The sequence below is a fragment of the Aquicella siphonis genome, assembly GCF_902459485.1.
GTDB classification, from domain to species: domain Bacteria; phylum Pseudomonadota; class Gammaproteobacteria; order DSM-16500; family DSM-16500; genus Aquicella; species Aquicella siphonis.
In genome coordinates this window covers 236,692-257,316 of record NZ_LR699119.1, presented here as the reverse complement: position 1 = coordinate 257,316, position 20,625 = coordinate 236,692, and the positions used below count along the sequence as shown (strand labels likewise).

Sequence of the window (20,625 nt, the reverse complement as noted above, 5' to 3'; positions counted from 1 at the left end):
GCTCTGGCATGCAGCCGTGAGATCATCCCTATAAGGAGAACTGCATCATGTTCAATATCATCATAAAATTTTATAACGCATTCCGCTATTCATGGAATGGGTTAACACAGGCATGGAAAACACAATGGGCATTCCGAGTAGAAATTATTCTGTTGGCAGCCGCGACCCCTTTGGCCTTTTATTTCAGCACAACACCGATTGAACTGGTCCTGATGATCACTTCTGTTGTATTGCTCCCCCTGCTGGAATTGCTGAATTCAGCCATAGAAACAACCGTGAACCGCATTGGACTCGAATACCATGAATTATCCGGCCGGGCAAAAGACATGGCTTCCGCTGCCATATTCGTCGCCGGCCTCAATGTGCTGATTACCTGGGGAATTATTCTGGTCTCTCACTTTTCTTGAACCACATCGCAAATTAACCGCATCCGAACGTTATGCGTCCAAGGGTTCCGGCCTGTCATTGCGATGCGTCTAACCAGTCAGGCCATTCTTTATTTGTATCAGACAGGCATTCAGGAATAGAATGACATTATTTTAAAATGGACTATCACGACGAAGAGATATCTCATGTCACGGAAATCACTGCCCTTATTTTCCTCGCTGTTACTTATGTTCGCCAGCATTCCCGCACTGGCCGCCGGTTACTCTTGTCAAAGCCTGACCAATACTATCCACGACGATATCGTGCAGTATGGTGACACCCTGAAAGATCAGCGTCTTCCCTGGATGCGTCTGGACTGGCTGAAGGAACAGCTGGGCAGCAGTGATTCCAGCGACACATCCGGGAATGAAAACCGTTATGAATGGAGTTGTGAAAATGACAGAGGCCGCCTGGTGGCGCAGGCGGACAAAAACGGCAATCTACTGCGCGTGAGTGGAGAGTATACTTCAGATAACGGAAGCGGCCTGTTTTCGACAGAGATTCCGCAGACCCGTTCAGAGCAGGAATTCAATCAGCTGCTATCGCAAATCAGCATTGCACCGGAATCCAGCCTCCTGCCGCCGTCCCAGCCTTCGAACGCCGAAGATATCAAGTGCCGGAATGTGATCGCGCAGATCCGCTCTGATATTGCTCAACTGCCCGCCTCCGGTCAAATTCCGCATTTTTCTTGGATGGACTTGTCCTGGCTGCAGCAAAAACTGGGTAACGGAGTGTCAACTGTAACCTATGACTATGTCTACACCTGGAATAATTACAGCCTGTTCGCGGGTGTGGACGGCTCCCTAATTGAACTGGGAACCGCTCCCCAAGGCATACATCCCAAAACCCTTGAAGAAGCCATGAGCTCCCTGGGTCATCCCAAAAAATCGGTTTCCGAAAAAATAGACCAGATCACCTGGCAATGCCCGCCCGGCAACAATTCGACGCTGACTTTTCAAACCGACAAGGACAGGGTTTTGACAACCGTGATGGGACGAGACTGTGGCGAAGAAGGCTGCGATATGTTTTTTGCGCCGCTCGCAGAAAGCGCCCTCAAACACAAATTCAAGCAGCAAGTTGAAAAAGAGACACAATCCAGAGTGGAAGCGCTCGCGGCAAAACTCAGGGATTATAATGAATATTATAAAACCGCTTTTGACAGCCAGGATCAGCTCGATAACGATGTCGCAGCAAAAATCAAAACCTATTATTCCAGCCTAAGACAATGCGTGCCCGGAATTTATCAATATGCATTGCCGGTTTTGCAGGAATTCCTTTTCAATACGTCCGTTATTAGCAAACAAAATGACGGCAGCTGCCCGGTGGTAACGAGTTTCACTATCAAACAGATAGGCAAAGTCGTATTGAAGTGCGAATTTCAACCGCAAAGCCTGCGGTTATTCACCGACCAGGAAGCCCTGGCCGCGGCCCAGGGCGCGGCAAATTTCGACAGCGAACACCCCAGCGAGCTGCAAAAAGCTGTAAATAACGAATGTAAGCGGTATATTGACGGTACCCCCTGACAAACTGATAGAGCCAGCTTCTTCGCTTGCCTACTGAGTATATTTTGATCTTCAAAAAAGAAATTGCTTATATTGATGCCAAATCATAATGGCGTGATAATTTTTTTAATGCTTAAGAACATTTTTTTCTCTTCATTAACTTATAATGAATATAAATGGAGAGGAAATCATGACTAAAAAACACCATGCATCCCGTTCCAGACCGGTTTCTAATAAAAATGCCCCTGCCAAACCGGCCACCACCACACAAAAATTCATTAGTCACATGAACCGCCTCATCGCCACCCAATCGCAACTGGTGGACGCGAACTTCAATCTCGATTCATTTCTGCAGGAAGCAGCGCGCCAGATACAGTTGATGACCGCCGCGACAGGCGCGGTAGTGGAACTGGCCCACGGCGAAGAAATGGTATTCCGTGCCGCTTCCGGCACCATTGAAAAATACACCGGCCTGCGCGAGGATAAAAACGCGAGTATCTCTGGATTGTGTCTTGGCACGCATCAAATCCTGCGCAGCGACGACACGGAGAACGACCCGCGCGTGAATGTCGAATTATGCCGCAAGATACAGGCAAGATCACTGGTCGCCGCCCCGCTGTTTCATGGCGGCAATGCCATAGGCGTGCTGAAAATCACTTCTGACAAATGCAATTCTTTTGACGAGTTCGATGTACAGACTATCCGCCTGATGGCCGGCATGGTAGGATCCGGACTAACCCGTCAGATGTTGCATGATAAGGCGCAGCGATTGTCCGAAGAAAAAAAACGGGCACAGGAAGAATTGGCAAAAGTGGAAAAGCAGCTCAAGCACATGTCCCACCACGATTACCTCACAGGCCTGCCTAACCGCAATTCATTTAACGAGCAATTGGCGCTGACATTATCAAAATCAAAGCGAAAAAAACAACTGATCGCGCTAATGTATTTGAACATTGATCATTTCCAGAATATCAATGACACCATGGGGCACGCCGTGGGTGATAAATTGCTGCATGCTTTCGCCATGCGCCTGAAACAATGCATACGTTCATCAGATGTCGCCGCGCGGCTGGGCGGAGATGAATTTACCTTGCTGATTGACGACATCAACGAAACCCAGGATGCGATTGTGATCGCTGAAAAGGTCTTGCAAGCCATGCGTAAACCTTTCAGCATCCAGAGCAAGCCGCTGCATATCACTACCAGCATAGGCATCGCCTTTTTAAAAGATGCGGACATTAGCGTGGATGAATTCATCAAACAGGCAGACCAGGCACTTTATGTCGCCAAAAATTCAGGGCGCAACACTTATTATGTTTTTGATACCGAGCTGCTTTATGAGCGCAGCCCTTGATAACGTACACACTGCGCGATGCAAACAGCGGGGCGTGTCAGCGTGAGCAAACAAGTGTTAATCCTGGGAGGCTACGGAAATTTTGGCAAGCTGATTTCCATTGCGCTAGCCAAGGCGCACATCCCCATCATTATTAGCGGCAGACACGCGAACAGGGCTGAGCAATTAGCAAGTGAAATCAGCGCCGCCTATGCTGGCGCGCAGGTTGAAGCCGCCTCGTTTGATGTCGCGGCAGAGCTTGATGCCAATTTAAAAAAATATCATCCCGCGGTGGTAATCAATACTTGCGGGCCATTTCAAACGGCGGATTATTCTGTTGCTCAGGCCTGCATTCGCAATCAATCTCACTACATTGATCTCGCCGATGCGAGAGAATTTGTCAATGGCATTACCTCACTGAATACACCGGCAAAAGCAAATGACGTGATAGTCATTAGCGGCGCGAGCACCGTGCCCGGATTATCCTCGGCGGTGATGGAAAAATATAAAGACCGGTTCAAAGTCATTGAGTCATTGACTTACGGAATCAGTCCGGGAGCAAAAGCGCCCCGAGGACTGGCAACCACACAAGGCATACTGACTTACCTGGGGAAACCCCTGAAGCCGGTGCGAGGCCAGACGCACCCGCGTTATGGCTGGCAGGATTTGTACCGCCAGAATTATCCGCAGCTGGGCAAACGCTGGATGGCGAATATTGATATTCCAGACCTGGATATTTTCCCTGAAAAATACGGCATCCAATCCATCCGTTTTTCCGCCGGCATGGAAAGCAGCATTCTGCATCTTTCCATGTGGGCCTTGTCCTGGCTGGTCCGATTAGGATTACCCATCAATTTAAGCGCGCACGCGCGCGGGCTTCTCTCTCTCAGCTCGGCATTTGACTGGACGGGAACAGCTGACGGCGGCATGCACATGATCATCAAGGGCAAAACCCCGCAAGGCGAAGATTTGATCCTGCAATGGTTTCTGATTGCCAAAAACGCCGACGGGCCGCAGATTCCCTGTGTGCCCGCGATACTGCTCACGAAAAAAATCCTGGCTGGCGAGCTGAGATCCAGCGGCGCATATACCTGCACGGGATGGATCACTCTGGATGAGTGCCTCCGGGAACTGAAGGATTTCTCAATCCGTGAATATGTCTATTGAAACCGCGCATTACAGCAGAATGAAACCCCATGACACAAACCGGATATTCGGCGCTCTGGTTAATAACGGCTGGACCCGCGGTTAAGCGAGACGTTACGCGCAACATTCTGACTGATCAGACGTTTGGCAACCAGGTCATCCAAGTATTGCTCCATCGTGCACATGCCGATATCACCATTGGTCTGCATGGTCATCAGCATGTGCGCAATTTTATCCTGCCGGATTTGATGGCGGATCGCCCGCGTCGCCAGCATGATTTCAAATGCCGCCATGCGCCCGCCCGACAGCTTTTTCACCAGTGTCTGGCAGCAAATGCCTTGTATCGTCTCCGATAACAAATCCCGGACACGGTTTTTTTCCGCATTAGGAAACACATCAACAATACGGTTTACCGCAAGCGGCGCGGAGGTGGCATGCAGAGTGGCCATGACCAGATGCCCGGTTTCCGCCGCGGTCAGCGCAAGGCGTATGGTTTCAAGGTCTCGCAGCTCGCCCAACAGGATTACATTGGGATCCTGGCGCAAGGAAGCTCGCAGCGCTGCGGCGAATTGCGGTGTGTCACGATGGACTTGAAGCTGGCTGATCGCGCTTTTCTTGCTGGTATGGATGAATTCAATGGGATCCTCAATGGTAATAATATTACAGGCGCGAAGCGTATTGATATAGTCAATCATGGCCGCCAGTGTGGTGCTTTTGCCCGACCCCGCCGGGCCGGTTACCAGAATCAGGCCGTTGGATAATACCAGCAGTGATTTCAGTACCGATGGCAGTGACAATTCTTCGAATGTCGGCACTTTTTCAGGAATGATGCGAAACACCGCCGCGATACCGCGCAGTTGATGATATACACTGACACGAAAATTACCGATAGTTTCCAGTGACACCGCGACTTCGCACTGCAATTCTTTCTCGAATCGCTCCTGCTGGTTTTTTGTCATGACACTGTAGATGAGCGCTTTGACTTCATCCGGCGAAAGAGGCTGAATTTCCTTGGCCGGAAGCAGCTCGCCGTCTATCCGCATCAAGGGGGAGAGGCCCGGAAGCATATGCAAATCGGAAGCGTGGTGTTTGATGCTTAACTGCAGTAATTCTGCCATTTCCATGCTGATCTCCCGCTAAGGCTGATGTGAGCGCCATTAATATTACTTCTAGTATAATCTTAATCTTGACGATGCTAACAGCACCGCTTGCGCATTTCTCCGTCAACACCTTGGTCAGCGCGCACCAAGGCTATTTTTTGACCAAAAATAATTCTCTCCCTCTGGCTAATGGTCACGACGGCGAGAACCAAGTATTATCCCGCTTTCACCGTTTTGCTCTTACTAAACTTAGGAGATTTTGCATGACCCGGTTTCCCCTCACCCAATTCGTCACCTGTATCAGCGCCATCTTTCTTGCCCAGTCCGGTCTGGCGAGCGGACTGCCAACTTCCAACGACACTCTATACGGCACAAGCATCTTATGGGATGACGAAGCCGGAAAAACGCGCCTGCTGGAATCTGCGCCCGCCTGGAACGACCAGACCCTGAAGTCACTGTTTGAAGCATACCGTCATCCCGAGAAATATGATCTGCCGCATCATGACAGTACGCAGCAAAACAACGTCCAGTTTATCAACTCGTTCTGGGGCCCGCTGGATAATCCGTTCAACAAGTTTCCCCGCCCCGCCAAGGCATTTATCTTTATTGACAAAGCCAGCCAGCCCGCTGACGGCTCCTCGACGCTTGTCACTCATTTCATGGCGCCGCTGATTAAAAACCAATCGGATGGAAACTATTATGTGTTTGATAAAGATCACTCACAACCCGAACTATTAAGCGACTGGATCAATGAAATCAAGGCCTCTCATCCGGCCATGACGGTGCGCTTTAATCTCTGCAACGGCTATGGAGATCTTCCTTCAGATTCCTGTTCCACAAAAAGCTATCAATCCGAAGTCAGCGACACTGAACCTTCCGCGAGATTTGCCGCGTTGCTTTCAAAACAAAAAGAAATGTCCAGTGCCAGCCGCGGCATTCATGAAGACTGGACCCTCAAGGCGAAAAGCGCACGCAAGCTTACCCTGGCTTCTTCCGACACCATTCTTGGCGGCAGCATTGACTGGAAAAATGCCGCGGCGAGAAACCGTCTGCTGGCCACAACATCCAGCTGGCCCGATTTCAAGACTATTCAGGCCAGTTTTGAGAAAATCAGGGACATCCGTTATTTCGATGATGAGAAAGCGCCGGGCTTTAAGCGCCGTATTTCATGGCTTTATCCCGATGACGGCTGCTGGACACGCGCATCCGCTGCGATAAGGGATTTATTCGGCCCGTTTAACAATGCGGTCAATGAAACAGTCCGGCCTTCCAAAGTGTTTGTGTTCGGGAATTTATGCGCCAATACTTCCAACTCACCTGAAGGAAGAGTGACCTGGTGGTATCATACCGCCCCCATTATCAAGGATGCGGAAACCAATCAGACTTATGTGCTAGACCCCTCCATTAATCCATACAAGCCGCTCGCCATGGAAAAATGGGTGGAAGAAATCACTTCGCAGACTGGCGCCTGCGCGGAAGGCAACAACTACATCAAGTCATTTAATATCTGTAACGGCTACGGTTCCGGTCCTTACAGCAGCTGCCAGGACAGCTATCAGAATGAGACGAGTGCCATGATGCTGCAACCCACTTATCGTTACTATGAACGGGAAAGACAGGTAGAGCTGGGACGTAATGCAGACGCAGTATTAGGCGATTTGCCGCCCTGGAAAAATCCGGTCAATTAAATTTGTCCCCCGGTGAAAAAACGCAGCAAGTCATGCGTCTCCAGATTTGCTGCGTTTTAATGAACAAGCGGGCCAATCCATGCGAAAACTTGAACGCCAGTTTTACGACAGAGACACTATCCTGGTCGCCAGAGAATTGCTTGGAAAATATTTAATACATCATACGCACGGCAAAACGCTGATAGGAAAAATCGTCGAGGTGGAAGCCTATCTGGGCCCTCATGATCTTGCAGCCCATTCTGCAAAAGGCCGCACAAAACGGACCGAAGTCATGTTTGGCCCGCCTGGTCATGCCTATGTATATCTTATCTATGGTATGTATTTTTGCATGAATGTGGTCACTGAAAAAGAAGGGCACGCTTCCGCGGTATTATTGCGGGCGCTGGAACCGGTGCAAAACATCGAGGGAAAAACCAGCGGGCCTGGTCTTTTATGCAACGCCATGGGTATTGATAAACACCTGCATGGCCATGACTTGCTCAGTAGCGATTTCTACATCGCTGCGCCTGATCATACTCCGCCGCATGTCATTGTGAAAAAACCCAGAGTAGGCGTGGCTTATGCAAAACATTGGGCCAAACGTTTACTGCGGTTTTACATCAAGGGCAATCCCTATGTCTCCAAACCCTAGATTTCAGAAAATCATCGTTCAAACGTATCTGTCTCTCATGAAATACGGTCAGGCAGGTGTGATCACATTTTTCTCATAATGTTCAATATATGAATTTATATTCAATTTTAGATAAATTTATACTCATAATAAACGAAAAAAGAATCGGACACCTGAAGATTTGTCGGGTTAAAATGGCATTCAAGAAAATGCGCCCATTTTAAGCTTGACGATAACAGGGTATCGAAATGTTTGACTGGATGATGGAACAATTAGTGAACAAGGTGCGGTTAAACCTGGCATCGAATATAAACCTGAAAAACATATTTTTCATTACCGCCATGACAGCCTGGCTGATACATCCCGCTCACGCCACCGTCTCGCATCATGCCGCCAGGACCACCCACTCAACAACCGCCATTAAAACGGTTAAACAGACCAAAACTTCCAAGACCGTTAAAACAGTTAAGTCCGCAAACCGTCATACGTCAGGTAAAATCCGGCAGGCTTCCTCCCAGAAAAAGAAAACCGCCTCGACCAAAACTGCAAAGAAACAATCCAAAAAAACCACTGCGCGTAAATACGCCGTGAGAAAAAAAACGGTCAAGCTCTCGCACAAACAGAAGACTGCCGCCGTTTCAAGGCTGACGGCACACCAGAAAGTCAGCAAGCCCACAACAAAAATTGATGTCGCCAATGTCTCGCGCTCTCACATGCCGAGCTATCTGTTAAGCACCATTGAAAAAAACCTGGTCAACTTTGTACGCAATACCGTAGCAGGCATACGTTACACAGCATATAAACTGGGCGGCACCCGCATTGATGAAAACCGGGGCATTTACGTCGTTGATTGTTCGTCTTATGTAGATCATATTTTGAAAACCATTTATCCCCGGGCGTACTCCAGCCTGACAAACTGGAGCGGGACTGAAAAACCGACCACAACTGACTATTATCAATACTTCACTAACCTGTCCGATGATGCAAAACACTGGAATACCATAGAAGATGTGGAAGAATTGCGCCCTGGCGATATTCTGGTTTTCCGTTACAAAAACCGGCGCGGCGCTGAAACCGGAGGACATGTCATGATAGTCATGGACAAACCGACTCGCGAAGGCGACACCTTCAAAGTCCGTATTGCCGATGCCGCGTCTACCGGACATAGTAAGGACACGCGCATGCCGCATTCCTCGGGAATCGGCATAGGCACCATGCTTTTGAGAGTAAACCCCAAAACTTTCCAGCCGTACGCTTATGCCTGGAAAATTGGTTCACGCTGGGAAAGCAATGTGAATTTCGCCATGGCAAGACCCATAGATTTAAGTTAGAGGGATTTAAGTTAGAGGGATTTAAGCTGGAGACTTAAGTCAGACACTCAGGAGCCGCCCTCTGCAGCAGCCCCTTTCCTGATTGATCCGCTCAGCGAGATCAGTTATACCAGCATACCCTGTGCCGCGGGTGCCACTTGCCGTGATGCCAGTAACCGGAAACCCATTTGCATTGTTTGCCATGGTAAATCCCGTTATAACAAACCGTTCGCGCCGGATACCAATAACCATTATACCAATGCGCAGGCACCCATTTGCAGCGAGTACTGTAAGTGGGGTAATAAGCAGGATAATAATAACCGGAGCCCGAGCCTATGGAGATACTCACACTGCTTGTATGGTATCCATGATGGTAATACGCCTGCGCGGCACCTGAAACAACTGGCAGGGTTATCGCAAAGCCCGTAATCAAAAACAATTTGGCCAGATTATTCCGCATATTACTCCCTCCTCACTATACTGGATTATGTAGTGATTATATTCCTTTTCAGCGCCGGGAATATTAAAAATTTCGATCCGGCACCGACTGCCTCTGTACTAATCTGATTAAATTACATATATTTGATTGTTTTAATCTGGATGGAGCCGATCAAGGAAATGAACTTTCAAGCTGCCCGCAAGTATTTATCCCTGCCTATCATGAACAGCATTTTTTATCTGCTTCTGCCAGGTTCAGCCTTTGCAGCCAACTGCAATTTTCAATTTACTTTATACGGCGGATACAACCATTCTGAAACCAGCGTCAGCGACCTGGTCATTTCTCCGCTCGAGACTGATTCGCTGCACAATAGCAATGGCGGCAATGATTTTCTGGGCGGCGCAGGCGTCGCCTATCAGCAAATGCTGACCGATGACGAGGATAACGGAACCATATTCCGCGACGTATCGCTAGGACTGAATTTTTTTATGTTCAACAATTCATCCAGCGATGAAGTTTATCAATTCAAGGATCCTCAATTCGATAATTTTAACTATCAGTTAAAACTTGAAACTTCGAGATTGATGCTTGATGGGCAACTGGACTTCCAGCCTCTGTGGCAAGATGTGATTCCCTTTGTTGAAGCCAGCGTGGGTGTGGCGCGCGTCGTTGCAAAATATAATGAATCCCCGGAACCTGACGAAGGCATACAGGACGGCGACATCGATCTGACTGACAGGACCAACTATCAGTTTGCCTATTCGCTGGGAGCAGGCTTCAAGACAAACCTTTCACCTCAGGTACAACTTTCCCTGTCCTATCTGTTCACGGATTTCGGGACTGTCAAGACGTCCACGCATGCCCCGCAGCTCACGCTGGATTCACCCATATCAATACAGCTGCGCACTCACACAGCGCTGCTGGGATTAAGTTATTTATTCGCTTAAAAAGGGATGCTCATGAAAAACAATATACTGTTCTGCCTGCTGGCCGCCGCAACGGGAATGCTTTATTCAATGAACGCGAATGCGGATTCCAGCCTGTTCTTCGGGATACAGCCCACCAGCGTGACGGTCAGCTACGGAGCGACAGCGCAGCAATTCAACCTGCAGTTTTATATCGTCAACAACGCTTCGCAACCCCAGACACTGACCAATTTCAAATTGACCCCGCAGAATCCCCCCTCCAATAATCCGGTCACCGTGAATGGTTTCACCAATACCTGTAACGGACTGATCCCGGCGCAAGGACCGAATGGTGTGTGCAATGTGTTTGTCCAGATCACTGCGCGAGGCAACCAGCCCTCCCAAAGCGCCATCAATCCCATTAATTACCAATTCAGCCTGCAATACGGCGCGCGCAGCATTACGCTTTCATCTAACACTTTCCCCGTGAACTTCGCGACCGGATCACAGAGCTCAACCCTGTCACGGACGTTTACATTCGTCAACAACTGTTCTTACCCGGTATGGTTTGGCATCGCTTCCGGCGCGACGGACAGTATCCACCCGGATCCCTCCACCTCTCCGCTAGACTTGAAAAGCTGCCTGTCTGATTCAGATTGCTATCCTGGTTCTCAATGCGTACAAGTGCAGTCGACTCCTACGGTGTTAAAACACTGTTTCTGGATTAATCCCTCCCCGAGCAATGGCAATTATCAGCTCCCCGCCAGTGCCGGAACCAATTCGCTGACCATACCCGTTTACGATAACGGCATAGACACTATCTGGAGCGGCGGCATCGCAGCCCGCACCAATTGCACCGACAGCGGATGCGACACCGGTGATTGCGGCGGCGGAACCGGTGCGTGCCCGATCAGCCAGGGATTTTCCGCTCCGGTTTCAACCGCGGAATTCACCTTGCTGAACAAAAACCCTGTGGTTTACTCTAATACGCCCAGCAATAACACGGATGTCGACACATACGATGTCACCGTCATTAATGGCGTGACCGTCCCTGTCAGCATGACTCCTGACAACGGCACCTGGGGCGGCGCAAACAACCCGTACGTCTGCGGCACACCAGGACGTCTGACCGCGCAGTCCCCTCTGGGCGCCTGCACCTGGAATTTCACCCCTCCCTCAAATGATTATGTCTGGGTGAAATATGTCAGCAGCCCCACAGCCTGCAACTCCAATATAGACTGTACTTCACCTGATGTCTGTGGCTTGAGTTATAATCCTTCCGCGGCTGCCGGGTCCCAGATCACTAAAACCTGCGGCGCATTTTTAGGTTACTGGACCGCGGATGCGGTATGCGCGAAAGATCCGCAGCATAACGCTGCGCCTTTTACCTGCACCACGCCTGTTCAGGGCTCGCTGACATTCGCAGACTTGTTCGGCTGTTCAACCGGCGCATTAAACCAGTCTTGCTACTCAGCCGGCGCGATCAGCACTTGCTGCGGGTGCGTCAACTGGGAAACACTGGGCGTCACTGTGCCCTCCTCACCCATTACACAAGCGTGCAATGCGGTTAATCCAGTCTGGACAACCAATTCCCAACCCACGTTATTATGGCTAAAGAACTCGTGCCCCACTGCCTACTCTTATCCATATGATGATGCCAGCAGCACATTCACCTGCCAGGTCTTGAATGCACAGAATGTAAATACGACAAATTACACGGTTACTTTCTGTCCTACCGTGTAAAATCGATACTACGCTCCTCGCGTGCCGCGAAAACACCGCGGCACGCCGGATGCGTCAAAAATATCGATAGATTGTGAACATGCAGAAATTGCGCCTAACACGAATCAAGCTTATTTCATCCTCTCTTCCGGATGCATCAAGTCTTTCAAATTTACACGGCTGGTTCTTTGCGACGCGGAATCAAGCGGCCATTGATCCAGATAAGACACTTGAAAATATTTTTTGGCGGTCAAAGGCACAAGACTCAAATCTTCAGGATATCGCTGCAATAGAGGAAACACGACTGACTCACCAATGACAGCACGCCTGGTTGCCGGGCTGGGACTTAATCCCCAGATATTCTGATAAGTCATGGCCATCACGTTCTGATTGCCGCTGTTAGGATCGGAAAAACTGCCAATATATAAAATAACATGTCCGCCTATATAGATAAGCGTAAGAAACTTTTTCCCATTGGCCATCAGATACGAAAGACGCTGCTCGGGCGAAACACCTGACATATCCACCATTTTCCCTTCGGTCACTTGCGCGGAAGAATGCCTTGGCAGCCAGATGCCAAAAGGCGTGAACAAGCTCTTGAGTTCAGCGGAGCAATCGTTATAAAAATACATGCTTCCCCACCCGTAAGGACGATTAATCATGGTCCGCATGATTTGCGCAAAGTGCCGAGGCGAAGCCGCGAGCGGCATCATGGCCGCATCACCTTGTTCAAGGACGGCGTGCTTGATGACCGCGCGGCGGTCTGCGTCCGCCGCCGCCACCATGATTTTTATCCCCGCCGGCGTATCGCTCGCAGGAAAAACAGATCCCACATAGGCAGAAAAGTGATACTGTCCGTTTGTATCCCTGACGCTCGCCCGGGTCCGGGTAATAGCCGCCAGATGTCTCTTTGCTGCGGCGCACCAGGTGTTGATAAACGAATCATCCGTTCTTGCGATACCATTACTCTTTACCCAGGCAATGTAATCCGGTGTGATTACCAATGACCAGGCATGGTCTTTTGTTTCAGCCGCCACATATAATGGCGTACCCGCCCATAGCGCAGACATTTGCAAGTTATCGAACGGATAACCCTGTCCCGCAAGTTGATGGCTATAAAAATGAACGTCTTCCGTAGGCAGCACGCGCGCGTGTAAATTATCAACGGCAATCGCGCGCCTGTCCGTCTGATAACTCAGATTGTCTAACCGCGCTGGCTGGATATTATCAGAAATATTCTCAATCCATTCCTGTGTATGAGGACGAAAATTTTCAGCGTAACCTCGCTGCTCATCGGATTTGCCCTGGTTGCCAAACATCTTGATCAATTCCAGTTCGGTGGATTTCAGATCGTCAGGCGCCGCCTGCCGCAATATCTTCGTAACATAGGCTTCATTCCATGGCGATTGCGCGCCGAACCAATGATTTTCATAAATCTCCATGCGCTTTCGCTGTGTTTCAGCACTCAACAATGGCGAGTCATAATCCGCATTTCCGGGCTTGACCCAGCGGGCGACGGATTGATCATAGCGCTCAAGCGGAAAAACGCTGATCAATTCTTCATTCGCCAAGGCATGGGAAGCGAGAATGGATAATAACGCTGACCGGATAAAAAATCTTTTTACAGTAAACATGGGCTGCACCCTGATCTGATTGTTTAAAGCGGCTTGGCTGTCATCAGGTAAAACACGACGATCAAACTGATAAAAGCAGGCCATCCGAGGATAAACCAATAGTTGAAGTATCGATAATACAAAGGCGGAAGCGGCGTATTATCCTTAAGCGCCCTGACAGCCATATCGCGCATCCGGATTTGCAAATACACCACGGGAAACCAGCAGCAAGCCGCAATGACATATCCCGTAATGGAACCCAGTATCCAGAGGGATGCCAGCGGATAACCCGCGACATAAATCATGGCAAATCCGCTCAGCGGCTGAATGACGCCGGAAGTTCCCGTAAACAGCCAGTCAGCGATGACAACATAACGGGAAGCAGCGGCGATGAGGGAAATATCACGTGTACGGTGCGCGATAAACAAGTTGCAAGCGGTGCCTATACCGGTTCCGAAAAGAACGGTTGAACTCAAGACATGGATAAATTTAAGCCATACATACAGCATCGCCGCTGGTTTCCATCATCATTTTATTCATAAATTACAATCGCTTGCGATCAAGGATCCGGCCTTTCCCGGCCTGGCGTCGATTAAAACAGCATTCAACCCGGCTGATGACGTATAATAAATTAGATATCAGGGAGAATCCATGAACAAGAATAATCAGATATACCTTTTGATTGCTCTACTCATTCCTGTCGTCATGATCATTTGCACGATATTTTTTATTGCTCTTTCCAAGGCAAAATTACATCCCCAGCAGAATTTCATCTACATGCTGACAAAAGACTCGAATCCGTATTACTGCCTGCAGCAATCAAAGGCAAAACTGTTTCCCGATACTTACCCGGTAAAATCCGGCAGCGACGTTAAGCCGGCTGACTGCAGCTCAACCAAAGTGTATCAATATGATTTTAACCAGGACAAAGGTTTGCTGCTGACGCTGGAAGCAGCCAGCCAGCTCAGGCCGTCATTGCCGTCGGAAGCAAAATCCCCGGATGGATTTGAAATCAAGTCATATTGCGGCACCTCAACGCTTTCAGGGTGGGCGCCGTCGCGTCATGGTTCTGATATTTGCGTGACAAATGGAGAACAGGCAAAACGGCTGGCCATTAGCCATTACCCGGATAATTCCGGCGACTATTATTATTTTTATTTTCTGGGTTGGACACAACACGGCGGCAACACACACCAGTGAAGAAGGAATATGACATGAGCACCACCCCGTCACCCAAAGAAAGTTCCATCCTGATCATTTTCAATTATGTCGGCGGCGCGCTCATTTTCCTAGGCATAGCCTATTTCATTGTAGACAACTGGAATATCCTGAATAACTTTACGCGTGTTTTTTCAACTTTGGGCGCCGCCATGGCCGCCTATATTGTCGGACTACTGTTTCATCTTTCTCATAAATATGAAGCAGCCAGCGCTGCATTCTTCATGATCGCCGGACTGGTGATGCCTATTGGTTTGCAAGTCACTTTTAATATCTATGGCAAATCAGTCACTCCTGAAGTGGTTAACATGATGATCACAGGATTATGCCTGCTGGTATTTCTTGCTTCCCTGAAATGGATGCCGCGCACGCTCTTTTTACTGTTTAGTATTATTTTCGCTTCTTTATTTTATTTCAGCCTCATCGATTTCATTGTGTCACGCTCTCTTTATTTTGATTTCGACATCTTTAATTATGAAATCATGGCGCTGGGCTTCAGTTATCTCTTTCTTGGCTATTATCTCGACCGGAGGCACCGCCATATACTCGTGGGTCCGCTGTACTTCTTTGGTGTGCTTTGCGTGTTATCCGCCAGTCTCTATTTCGGCAGTTATATCGTATCAGGGGAAACAAGTGTCTTATGGAAAGCGATCACCGCCATTCTGATCATATTGACTTTCATGTTCTCCGTGCCGTTGCGAAGCAAATCATTTCTCTATCTGGGCGCGGTGTTTCTGGTCTTGTATGTTTGCGACATTTCTGACAATTTTATCCGCATCTTTGGCGAACTGGGATGGCCGCTCATTCTCATTCTGATGGGGCTTTTACTAATGAGCGTCGGTTATATGGTTTTCTTCATTCACAGAAAGATTAACCGCATCAAACTGGATTAACCTCTCCAGGGCCGGTCGACCTGCGAGATGACCAGCTCCGGATTTTCCCTTGCAAGCATCCATCCGGAGCACTCTGCAAAGAATCATGACTTTTTCAGCATAAGAACCGGTTGAATCAACTGTCTGCCCTGTTCCAGATAAGACTGCGGCGGCTTGGTTTGGCGCCCATATAATGTAAACCGTGTTTGCGCAAATGACTGAACGCACCGCTCCGACCAGGTTTTATTTCCTTCCGGCATGACGGCTTCCGCATGATCGTCATCTTTTTTTCCTGCAAACAATCTCGATAACCACTCGGGAACCCAGGATGCCACGCCGCCTTCAGGCGTCTTAATGTCGCGCAAGAATTCATCATGATGCAAAGGATGCTGAGCCAGCACGCGCGCGTACCCCTCTGATATATTCTTCAGGCTGCCCAAAGGCTTTTTCAAATCCTGATACTCGACGAATGGAACTATCGTTTCGGCCAGCCTGAGAAAAGTGGGATCGCTGGTTATAATTTTTTGATCCCGGGCGCAGCACCACTTATACAAATCCAATAATTTCTGTAATTGAGACTGGTGCTGCCTGGCATAATCAATACGGCCAAATAATTCGTGCGACATTCCCGCATACGCAAGACAAATGAATAATGCGCCCACTGTGCCTACGGAGCCGAAAAACCATGCAAGCGCCAGCAGCGCCGCCACGCATTCGGTCCGCTTGTCATAATTGCAAAGCTCAGTGTAATTTGCGTGAAACAGGGCGATTTCCTGCTCGATAAACTCTTGATGATCGGCATCGGTGCGGGAATATGGAACGCTCATATAATCGATTCTTTTCCGTGTTAATGCCATAAATATGACTCCTGTTAATGGTTTAATGTATCTGAGTATGGCGCAATCCGACCCGTCGCCGGCATGCATGCGCATCCAGGCATTCATTCAGAATCGCGGTCTTTTTCACCGAGTTTTCAGAAATAATTTCATACTCGTCACCGATTTCAATTTTTAGTACAATTAAAATACGAATGCAAGCGATAAGGAACACAGGAATGTTGGCATTAAACCGGTTAAAACTTACCAAACATACGTTGACACTCTTATTCGCCGTCACAGCCTTGTTAAGCGGCTGCAACACAGTACAAGGAGTAGGCAAGGATCTGCAGCAAGGCGGCGCGGCGTTACAGCAGGCAGCTGACGAGCACAGCTAAGACAGTATCACCCGCTTGTCCAATTATTATATAATTGCCTGATGGACGATCAGAGTATAAGGACGGCGTATGATAAACATACTTAGATTGATGGTAATTTTCTGCGCTCTACTAAACAGCCTGGCAGCCATCAGCCCCGCCCACGCCCAGATACAGGCTCTTTCCATTTCCACCCTGAATTCGCCTATGCCCGTACCAACCAGTGACGGGCAGCTGCTGGTATATGAATTGCATTTTTTCAATTCCGGCAGCGTTCCGCTGCGCATAGACCGTATCGAAATCCGCGGCGATGACAAGCATCTGTTAAAAGCCTACGCCGGAAGCAGACTGATAAAAAACAGTTTCATGTATGAAGCGAAAAAACTCGCTCAAGCCAACGTACTGGAACTCAAAAGAAACATGGGAGCATTTGTTTATGTGTGGCTCCCCCTGCTCAAGACACAAGCCGCTCCCGGCCGGTTAAGCCACAAGATATGGGTTGTCAGCACGAATTCCGATCAGAGCCTGGCAACGACTGATGTTATTGCTTATGATCTGTCAGTTAATCCGGAAAATCCGCCGGTGTTAGGTCCTCCATTAACAGGAAATCACTGGGTGGCTGCCGCGGCAATTTCGCCGGATTCGTATCATCGCCGCTCCATATTGCCCATAGACGGACAGTTCTATCTTGCACAGCGCTACGCCATAGACTGGGAACAAATGTGCCCTGACGGCAAGGCCGTCCATGGCGACATGCATGACAATCTCAACTGGAGCGCATTCGGACAACCCGTTCTGGCCGTTGCAGATGGTGTCATCACTAAAAAACGGGACAGCATCAAGAATAACAATATACCGCCCAGCCTGCCTTCACCGCCGCCCGGACTAATTGATACGCCGGGAAATTATGTCATCCTGAAAGTCAGTCAGAATGGCAAAAATTATTACGTGTTATACGCACACCTGCAGCCAGGTTCCATTCGCGTAAAGGCCGGGGATAAGGTAAAACAGGGACAAGTCATAGGAAACCTGGGAAATACCGGCAATTCATCCGCGCCGCATTTGCACATGCATGTCACCACTGGCAACGACCCCCTCAAATCAGACGGGGTTCCCTTTGTATTTGAAAAAATGATCCTGCAGGGAAAAGCTAAAACCATTGATGATGATTACGGACTCTGGCTGCCGCCTTCCGGCCCGGACAAAACAATTGAAGCAGTAATTCCCTCAGCCAATCAAGTAATTCACTTTAGTGATACCGCGCAGACAAAGTGTCCGGACTAAAAATTATTTCGTCTTAAATTGCTAAGTAAATCTTAAGCTTAAGGCTATTTTTCCTCATACAGCCTTAAGCTTGGGATGTTATTATTTTCGTTATTACAAATATAGAAACACAAAACGAAGCAACACAAAACGAGGGTGGTTGAAATGAAGAGGTTATTAATCCTGTTTATTGCCCTGGCCGGCATACAAACCGCGCTTGCGGATGATGCCGCTAACATTAAAATTAAAATTAACGGTGCCATGGGCGATAACAGGTATTTTTTATGCCTTCCAGACGTGGGTTGTCTTAGCATGCTTGCCGCACAGAAAGGCAAAATTTATCCGATTTTCCACAGCGTGGATCTCAGCGAGATGTATATCACCGATACGGGTAACAGTTTTCACCTGTCCGCACAGAACCCGGGCAGCTCATGTAATACCAGCGTTGACACAAACCAGACCGTCACCATCACAGGAAATCTTGCCAACAAAGGCAACGGCGGAGTGAGCATCAATCAGCTGCACTGTAAAATCAGCTGATAAATATCCTGGAAAATGAACAACAGCTGAAATCACGGTCAGGCGCGAAGCGAATCATACCCGCAAGCTTTTCGCCCTGACATCTTCCAGATCCAGTTCGTCCAGCAGACGATGAAAGACCTCATCGTGGATTTCACCTTTTCTGCGCAGCCAGATCAGTGTTTCTCTTTCGGCCGCGAGCGCCGCCAATGCCAGCTTCTTATAGGCAAAATAATCATTGGAAAGCAGTGAATACGGATTATCTTCAAGCTGAGTCTGCACTATCTTGAGTTTGCGCTCGATTTGCGCGCGAAATTCTTGAAAAACATTATCAGGTATGTTTTCCCTGACCTTGATCTCTTCTATTCTGCGAATTACTTCTTCCAGCGCCCGCACCCGCGCAACAGCCTCTTCATGTAATTTATTGTCTCCGTCGTTTAAACGCAGCCAGCGTATCAGCGGAGACAGGGTAATGGCGGGAGCGATCAACGTTGTCACAATCACACAATAAGTCAGAAATACCAGCATATCCATGTTGGGAAAAGCCTGGCCAGACGGAAGCCGGCGCGGAATGGCGAGAACGGCAGCCAGTGAAACGATGCCTCTCATTCCCGTCCATCCCAGGGCAAATAAGAATTGCCAGGCAGGCTGGGGATCTTTACGCGCAAGCGAAGGAAAAATCAGGCGCGGAATGGCAGCAGAGGGATAAATCCATAGCAGACGCAGAACAATCACAGTAAGGCTCACCATTAATCCATAACTGAACAATTCCGCAAATGAATAGGCTTTCAGGCTCTTCAAGACATGCGACAGTTCAAATCCGATGAGGGTAAAGACAAATCCATTGATGATGAACATCAGCGTGCTCCAGCTCGCTTTTGCATTCACGCGCGTATGAGAAGAAGCAATTTCGGGAAAACGGATGCCAAAGTAAATACCGCACACTACTGTGGAAATCACCCCTGAACAGCCCAGATGCTCAGCGAGCAGATAAGACGTGAAGGCAGTGATGAAAGTGAAGGTCGTTTCAGCTCGAATTTCTTTCAGCTGCTTCACAATGATGATCGCGCTCAGGGCAATGATTAATCCTATGGCTGCGCCGCCTATGGACATGATAAAAAAGGTTTCTATCGCCTCGGGCAGGGAAAATGCACCATACAGCACAGCGCCCAGACTGAACCGATACAGGATAAGCGCGGTGGCGTCATTGATCAGGCTCTCGCCTTCAAGAATCACAATGAATCGGCGCGGCACGCCGATTTTCTTGATGATAGAAGTGGCAGCGGCTGCGTCCGTTGGCGCGACAATACTTCCCAGAAGAAACGCTTCCGCCCAGGTAAACCCCGGCAAAAAAAATCTGGCGACACAGGCAATACTCACCGTCGTGAATAACACCAGCCCAAATGCCAGTTGAGTAATCGGACGCAGATTGAATTTGAACTCACGCCAGTCTGTAAAATAAGCCGCTGAAAACAGAATGGGAGGTAAAAAGAGTTCAAATACGATAATGGGGTTGAAAGTAATATCCGGCAGCCCCGGAAGAAGGCTGATCATACAACTGCCTATAAAAAGAAAGACTTCCATAGGCAGACGCAGCCGTATAGAGAGCGGGACGGAAATAATCGCTACAAACAGGATAAAGATTGATGCTTCAATAAAATTCACAAATTCTCCCTGTCAGATTAAAAATCCATATTTCCTGCCATCACGCATAACACCCGGCCAGCCAGGTCACGCGCAAAAAACATCATAACAGTTGCATGGGAA

Annotated in this window: 20 protein-coding genes; 14 read left to right on the top strand and 6 right to left on the bottom strand. The window is 48.8% G+C overall.

Annotated elements, in window-relative coordinates; all coding sequences use genetic code 11:
• Positions 1-47: 47 nt before the first annotated feature.
• From AQULUS_RS01180 to AQULUS_RS01165, 4 genes are all read left to right on the top strand, one after another.
• Positions 48-407: a diacylglycerol kinase gene (locus AQULUS_RS01180; RefSeq protein WP_148337836.1), complete on the top strand. Its 360-nt coding sequence runs from the start codon at positions 48-50 to the stop codon at positions 405-407.
• Between the two features lie 165 nt (positions 408-572).
• A complete protein-coding gene (locus tag AQULUS_RS01175; protein ID WP_148337834.1) occupies positions 573-1,949 on the top strand; it encodes a hypothetical protein in 1,377 nt (458 codons plus the stop codon).
• 169 nt (positions 1,950-2,118) lie between these two features.
• On the top strand, positions 2,119-3,282 hold the full coding sequence (locus tag AQULUS_RS01170) for a sensor domain-containing diguanylate cyclase (protein WP_172622685.1): 1,164 nt from the start codon (positions 2,119-2,121) through the stop codon (positions 3,280-3,282).
• 42 nt (positions 3,283-3,324) lie between these two features.
• On the top strand, positions 3,325-4,428 hold the full coding sequence (locus AQULUS_RS01165) for a saccharopine dehydrogenase family protein (RefSeq protein WP_148337830.1): 1,104 nt from the start codon (positions 3,325-3,327) through the stop codon (positions 4,426-4,428).
• Between the two features lie 59 nt (positions 4,429-4,487).
• Here AQULUS_RS01165 and AQULUS_RS01160 read toward each other — a convergent pair whose 3' ends face one another.
• Positions 4,488-5,531 (bottom strand): type IV pilus twitching motility protein PilT, encoded by a 1,044-nt coding sequence (locus AQULUS_RS01160; RefSeq protein WP_148337828.1) that lies wholly within the window; start codon positions 5,529-5,531, stop codon positions 4,488-4,490.
• A gap of 239 nt (positions 5,532-5,770) precedes the next feature.
• Between AQULUS_RS01160 and AQULUS_RS01155 the strand changes: the two genes are divergently transcribed.
• From AQULUS_RS01155 to AQULUS_RS01145, 3 genes are all read left to right on the top strand, one after another.
• A complete protein-coding gene (locus tag AQULUS_RS01155) occupies positions 5,771-7,195 on the top strand; it encodes a protein-glutamine glutaminase family protein (protein WP_148337826.1) in 1,425 nt (474 codons plus the stop codon).
• 79 nt (positions 7,196-7,274) lie between these two features.
• On the top strand, positions 7,275-7,826 hold the full coding sequence (locus AQULUS_RS01150; RefSeq protein WP_148337824.1) for a DNA-3-methyladenine glycosylase: 552 nt from the start codon (positions 7,275-7,277) through the stop codon (positions 7,824-7,826).
• A 227-nt stretch (positions 7,827-8,053) separates the two neighbouring features.
• Complete coding sequence (locus AQULUS_RS01145) at positions 8,054-9,136, top strand: hypothetical protein (RefSeq protein ID WP_148337822.1); 1,083 nt, start codon at positions 8,054-8,056, stop codon at positions 9,134-9,136.
• 100 nt (positions 9,137-9,236) lie between these two features.
• On the opposite strand, the gene AQULUS_RS01140 is transcribed toward AQULUS_RS01145, so the two are convergent.
• Positions 9,237-9,575 (bottom strand): hypothetical protein, encoded by a 339-nt coding sequence (locus AQULUS_RS01140; protein WP_148337820.1) that lies wholly within the window; start codon positions 9,573-9,575, stop codon positions 9,237-9,239.
• Positions 9,576-9,733: 158 nt separating this feature from the next.
• Here AQULUS_RS01140 and AQULUS_RS01135 point away from each other — a divergent pair, with 158 nt between their 5' ends.
• Both AQULUS_RS01135 and AQULUS_RS01130 read left to right on the top strand, forming a co-directional pair.
• Positions 9,734-10,501: an outer membrane protein gene (locus tag AQULUS_RS01135; RefSeq protein WP_172622684.1), complete on the top strand. Its 768-nt coding sequence runs from the start codon at positions 9,734-9,736 to the stop codon at positions 10,499-10,501.
• A 12-nt stretch (positions 10,502-10,513) separates the two neighbouring features.
• A complete protein-coding gene (locus AQULUS_RS01130) occupies positions 10,514-12,202 on the top strand; it encodes a thaumatin family protein (RefSeq protein ID WP_172622683.1) in 1,689 nt (562 codons plus the stop codon).
• Between the two features lie 110 nt (positions 12,203-12,312).
• On the opposite strand, the gene AQULUS_RS01125 is transcribed toward AQULUS_RS01130, so the two are convergent.
• Both AQULUS_RS01125 and AQULUS_RS01120 read right to left on the bottom strand, forming a co-directional pair.
• Positions 12,313-13,815: a C40 family peptidase gene (locus AQULUS_RS01125; protein ID WP_172622682.1), complete on the bottom strand. Its 1,503-nt coding sequence runs from the start codon at positions 13,813-13,815 to the stop codon at positions 12,313-12,315.
• Positions 13,816-13,838: 23 nt separating this feature from the next.
• On the bottom strand, positions 13,839-14,303 hold the full coding sequence (locus AQULUS_RS01120) for a DUF2269 family protein (RefSeq protein ID WP_148337812.1): 465 nt from the start codon (positions 14,301-14,303) through the stop codon (positions 13,839-13,841).
• 142 nt (positions 14,304-14,445) lie between these two features.
• On the opposite strand from AQULUS_RS01120, the gene AQULUS_RS01115 reads away from it, so the two are divergent.
• Together AQULUS_RS01115 and AQULUS_RS01110 are read left to right on the top strand one after the other, a co-directional pair.
• Positions 14,446-14,994 carry a hypothetical protein gene (locus AQULUS_RS01115; protein ID WP_148337810.1) on the top strand — a complete coding sequence of 183 codons (549 nt, stop codon included), beginning with the start codon at positions 14,446-14,448 and terminating at the stop codon, positions 14,992-14,994.
• A gap of 14 nt (positions 14,995-15,008) precedes the next feature.
• On the top strand, positions 15,009-15,905 hold the full coding sequence (locus AQULUS_RS01110) for a DUF2157 domain-containing protein (protein ID WP_148337808.1): 897 nt from the start codon (positions 15,009-15,011) through the stop codon (positions 15,903-15,905).
• An 83-nt stretch (positions 15,906-15,988) separates the two neighbouring features.
• On the opposite strand, the gene AQULUS_RS01105 is transcribed toward AQULUS_RS01110, so the two are convergent.
• Positions 15,989-16,741 carry a hypothetical protein gene (locus tag AQULUS_RS01105; RefSeq protein ID WP_148337806.1) on the bottom strand — a complete coding sequence of 251 codons (753 nt, stop codon included), beginning with the start codon at positions 16,739-16,741 and terminating at the stop codon, positions 15,989-15,991.
• 197 nt (positions 16,742-16,938) lie between these two features.
• Here AQULUS_RS01105 and AQULUS_RS01100 point away from each other — a divergent pair, with 197 nt between their 5' ends.
• The 3 genes from AQULUS_RS01100 to AQULUS_RS01090 all read left to right on the top strand — a co-directional run bounded on the left by AQULUS_RS01100 (position 16,939) and on the right by AQULUS_RS01090 (position 18,879).
• The gene (locus AQULUS_RS01100) at positions 16,939-17,097 is read left to right on the top strand and encodes an entericidin A/B family lipoprotein (protein WP_148337804.1); all 159 of its coding nucleotides are present in this window, start codon (positions 16,939-16,941) and stop codon (positions 17,095-17,097) included.
• A gap of 69 nt (positions 17,098-17,166) precedes the next feature.
• Complete coding sequence (locus AQULUS_RS13090) at positions 17,167-18,360, top strand: M23 family metallopeptidase (protein WP_148337802.1); 1,194 nt, start codon at positions 17,167-17,169, stop codon at positions 18,358-18,360.
• A 144-nt stretch (positions 18,361-18,504) separates the two neighbouring features.
• A complete protein-coding gene (locus AQULUS_RS01090) occupies positions 18,505-18,879 on the top strand; it encodes a hypothetical protein (RefSeq protein WP_148337800.1) in 375 nt (124 codons plus the stop codon).
• Positions 18,880-18,933: 54 nt separating this feature from the next.
• On the opposite strand, the gene AQULUS_RS01085 is transcribed toward AQULUS_RS01090, so the two are convergent.
• Positions 18,934-20,523 (bottom strand): Na+/H+ antiporter, encoded by a 1,590-nt coding sequence (locus AQULUS_RS01085; RefSeq protein WP_148337798.1) that lies wholly within the window; start codon positions 20,521-20,523, stop codon positions 18,934-18,936.
• Positions 20,524-20,625 lie beyond the last annotated feature (102 nt).